Consider the following 4,318-nt stretch of genomic DNA (forward strand, 5'->3'; position numbering starts at 1 on the left):
CCCCCCCCCCCCCCCCCCCCCCGCCCCCCCCCCCCCCCCCCCCCCCCCCCCCCCCCCCCCCCCCCCCCCACTACCGGGTCACGTCAGCGCTTCTTCTTCGCCTTGCCCTGCTCGGCCGGGCCGATGGTCTGCTCCAGCCAGCGCTCGCTCTCGGCCAGCATGGTCATGATCGATTCGCGTGCGCGGTAGGCATGCGATTCGTTGGGCAGCATCACCAGCCGCGCGGTGCCGCCCAGGCCCTTCACAGCGGCGAACATGCGCTCGCTCTGGATCGGGAAGGTGCCGGAGTTGTTGTCGTCCACGCCGTGGATGAAGAGGATCGGATCCTTGATCCTGTCGGCGTAGTTGAACGGCGCCATCTTCTGGTAGACCTCCTGTGCCTGCCAGTAGTTGCGTTCCTCGGCCTGGAAGCCGAACGGGGTGAGCGTGCGGTTGTAGGCGCCGCTGCGGGCGATGCCGGCCTTGAACAGGCGGGTGTGTGCCAGCAGGTTGGCGGTCATGAACGCACCGTAGGAATGGCCGCCGATGGCGATGTGATCGCGATCGGTCACGCCACGGCGCACCACCTCATCCACCGCTGCCTGCGCGTTGGCCACCAGCTGTTCGATGTAGGTGTCGTTCGGCTCATTGTCGCCCTCACCGATGATCGGCATCGACGGGCTGGCCAGCACCACATAGCCCTTGGCCAGGAACGCCTGCGGGCCCCAGTAGCTGACCGCGTTGAAGCGGTACGGCGAATCGGTCACCTGGCTGGCCGCAGCCGCGCTCTTGAACTCACCCGGGTAGGCCCACATCAGCAGCGGCCGCGGGCCGTCCCGCTTGGGGTCGTAGCCCGGCGGCAGCAGCAGGGTCGCGGTCAGGTCGACCCCATCCTTGCGCTTGTAGCGGATCTGCTCCTTCTGCATGCCCTTCAACTGCGGCAGCGGGTGCGCGAAATGGGTCAGCGCGCGCGGTGCAGCACCGGCATCGGCCAGCGACTGCACGTAGAAGTTGGCCGGCTCATCCGGGCTCTCGCGGCTCAGCAGCAGCGAGCTGGCCTGGTCGTCCAGCAACGCCACCGGCAGCGAATAGCTCGGCGCCTGCGAGTGGAACAGGCGCGTTGCCTTGCCCGTGGCGATGTCGAAGCGGTCCACGAACGGACGGTCGCCTTCCGGCGAAGCACCGGCACCGGCCAGGTACAGGCTGCTGCCATCGGGGCTGGTCTGCAGCAGCGAACGGCCCCGCTCGTCACTGGCCAGCAGCGGCCGGCCCGGATCGGCATAGCGGTCCTGCGCGTCACGATCCCACAGCAGGCGCGGCTCGGCACCGGCGTTGTCCGGGGCGATCAGCCAGGTCTTGGTCCTGCGGGTCTTCCACCACGATTCGGTCAGCAGGGCCAGGTCACCGCGGCCCCAGCTGATGCCGGCCAGACGGCTGCCAAGCTGGGCCAGGGTGACTGGCGGTTTGTCGAACGGCGCGGCCTGCATCAGCACCGCATCGCGCACCTTGGCCTCCCTGCTCGGGTCGCCGCCGTCCTGCGCTTCGGCCCAGACCAGAGTGGCGTCGGCATCACCGCGCCAGCGGATGTCGCGCACGCCGGTCACTTCGGCATCGTTGCCGGTCGGCAGCCCTTCCACCAGCGGGCGAACGGCGACGGTGTGCACCAGCTTGCCGCTGGCACGGTCGATCACTTCGATGCGGCGCGGGAAACTGCTCACCGGCACCACGTAGGAGTACGGGCGCTGCACCGGCTGGCGCAGCACGAAGCGGCCATCCGGCGACACCGAGAAGCCCATGAAGATGCCGGCCGCGCCGATCGCGCGGGTGCTGCCATCCAGGCCGACTTCCATTGGCTGGGTAGTGGCGTAGTAGTCGAACTGGCGTGCGTCGGCCTCGTTCTTCAGCAGGTCCTGGTAGGTACGGATCGACACCACGCCGCCGCCCTGGCTGGTCTGCTGCACGGCCGGGCCGGTCGGAATGCCATCGGCGGCCGGGGCCGCACCGAGGTTGGCCGGGCGCGTGAACACCACCAGGCCGCGGCTGTCCGGCAACCACTGGTAGCCGCTGCCGATCACCGTGTTCAGGCCGGCAACCAAGCGGCGGGCGCTGCCGCCGGCCACGTCCACCAGCCACAGTTCATTGGCGCCACTGGCAGCGTCGACCTGGTTGAAGGCAAGCCACTTCTGGTCCGGCGACCACATCACACTGGCGATCGACAGCTTGGCCGGCAGGCCGCTGATCTGCCGCTCCTTGCCGTCGGCCACGTTCATCAGCCACAGCTTCTCGCCGAAGCTGAAGCGGCTGTCGGAGAACGTGCGCGGGTTGATGCGCAGGCCAGCCAGCTTCAGTTCCGGCTGCGCCACCACCTGGATCGAAGGCAGCGACGGCATCTGCATCATCGCGGCCACGTCGCGGCGCGGCGACAGGAACAACGACGGCGCGCGCGGGGCGTCGACCACTGCCTGCAGTGCGGCCGATGGCAGTTCGTAGCCATTGACGCCCTGCGCCTGCGCCGGAGCTGGCTGCGAGGCGGCCGCCCAAGCCAGCGGGGCCACCGCCAGCAGCCCCATCGACAGGACCAGGCCGGTCCAGCGCCGTGTGCGGCGCGCGTGCATGCTCATCGTTCCACCTGTGTGATGCGTGAAAACACCGACCTTAACAGGCCGTGCACGCGGCCCCATCTGCCGATGGTTGGGTCATGCCGATGTCATGCCGGGGCCGCGATATAATGGGGGTTCTCCCCTGCCGAGGGGCGCTGCGACCGGATCCCACGAGGCCCGGCCAGGCTCGGTAAGGTGGCTTTGTAACAACGGCGCCCGGCTAGATGCGAGCACCCGCTCGTCCACAACCGGAGCACACGAATGAACGCTGTTGCCAAGACCTTCTCCACCGAAGGTGACTACAAGATCCGCGATATCACGCTGGCCGACTGGGGCCGCAAGGAACTGGACATCGCCGAGCACGAAATGCCGGGCCTGATGTCGATCCGCCGCAAGTACCAGGCCGAGCTGCCGCTGAAGGGCGTGCGCGTGACCGGCTCGCTGCACATGACCATCCAGACCGCGGTGCTGATCGAGACCCTGAAGGACATCGGCGCCGACGTGCGCTGGGCCTCGTGCAACATCTTCTCGACCCAGGACCACGCCGCTGCCGCCATTGCGGCCACCGGCACCCCGGTGTTTGCCTGGAAGGGCGAGACCCTGGAAGAGTACTGGGACTGCACCCTGGACGCGCTGACCTTCACCCTGGCCGATGGCACCCTGACCGGCCCGGAGCTGGTGGTGGACGACGGCGGTGACGTGACCCTGCTGATCCACAAGGGCTACGAGCTGGAAAACGGCAGCGACTGGGTCAACACCGCCTCCTCCTCGCACGAAGAACAGGTCATCAAGAACCTGCTCAAGCGCGTCGCCAAGGAACGCCCGGGTTACTGGGGCCGCGTGGTCAAGGACTGGAAGGGCGTCTCCGAAGAGACCACCACCGGCGTGCACCGCCTGTACCAGCTGGCCCAGGCCGGCACCCTGCTGATCCCGGCGATCAACGTCAACGACTCGGTCACCAAGAGCAAGTTCGACAACCTGTACGGCTGCCGCGAGTCGCTGGCCGACGGCCTGAAGCGCGCGATGGACGTGATGCTGGCCGGCAAGGTGGCCGTGGTCTGCGGTTACGGCGACGTCGGCAAGGGCTGCGCGGCCTCGCTGCGTGCCTACGGCGCGCGCGTGATCGTCACCGAGATCGACCCGATCTGCGCCCTGCAGGCGGCGATGGAAGGCTATGAAGTCAACACCATCGAATCGACCCTGGGCCGTGCCGACCTGTACGTCACCACCACCGGCAACAAGGACATCATCCGCATCGAGCACCTGAGCGCGATGAAGGACCAGGCCATCGTCTGCAACATCGGCCACTTCGACAACGAGATCCAGGTCGATGCGCTGGTGTCGTTCGCCGGCATCAAGCACGTCAACATCAAGCCGCAGGTGGACAAGTACATCTTCCCGAACGGCAACGCGATCTTCCTGCTGGCCGAAGGCCGCTTGGTGAACCTGGGCTGCGCCACCGGCCACCCGAGCTTCGTGATGTCCAACAGCTTCGCCAACCAGACCCTGGCACAGATCGACCTGTGGGCGAACAAGGACAGCTACGAGAAGAAGGTCTACCTGCTGCCGAAGAAGCTGGACGAGGAAGTGGCCCGCCTGCACCTGGAAAAGATCGGCGTGAAGCTGACCACCCTGAGCCAGGAACAGGCCGACTACATCGGCGTGCCGGTGGAAGGCCCGTTCAAGCCGGACCACTACCGCTACTGATGCCTGCGGGGTGCCGGCCGCTGGCCCTGTCT

General features: G+C 67.6%; 2 protein-coding genes and 1 riboswitch. Of the genes, one reads left to right on the plus strand and one right to left on the minus strand.

The annotated features are described in order from the left end of the window. Positions 1 to 83 precede the first annotated feature (83 nt). Positions 84 to 2,600 (minus strand): prolyl oligopeptidase family serine peptidase, encoded by a 2,517-nt coding sequence (locus O0K41_RS21995; protein WP_164221716.1) that lies wholly within the window; start codon positions 2,598 to 2,600, stop codon positions 84 to 86. 120 nt (positions 2,601 to 2,720) lie between these two features. Next, positions 2,721 to 2,804: riboswitch (S-adenosyl-L-homocysteine riboswitch) on the plus strand. A gap of 36 nt (positions 2,805 to 2,840) precedes the next feature. On the opposite strand from O0K41_RS21995, the gene ahcY reads away from it, so the two are divergent. After that, on the plus strand, positions 2,841 to 4,286 hold the full coding sequence (gene ahcY, locus O0K41_RS22000) for an adenosylhomocysteinase (RefSeq protein WP_004154241.1): 1,446 nt from the start codon (positions 2,841 to 2,843) through the stop codon (positions 4,284 to 4,286). Positions 4,287 to 4,318: the final 32 nt, after the last annotated feature.

The organism is Stenotrophomonas sp. Sm2128, assembly GCF_030985535.1.
GTDB lineage: Bacteria > Pseudomonadota > Gammaproteobacteria > Xanthomonadales > Xanthomonadaceae > Stenotrophomonas > Stenotrophomonas maltophilia.

Excerpts from the sequence above, each read along its gene's own strand:
- O0K41_RS21995 (WP_164221716.1), bottom strand. The coding sequence starts at position 2,600 with ATGAGCATGCACGCGCGCCGCACACGGCGCTGGACCGGCCTGGTCCTG.
- ahcY (WP_004154241.1), top strand. The coding sequence starts at position 2,841 with ATGAACGCTGTTGCCAAGACCTTCTCCACCGAAGGTGACTACAAGATC.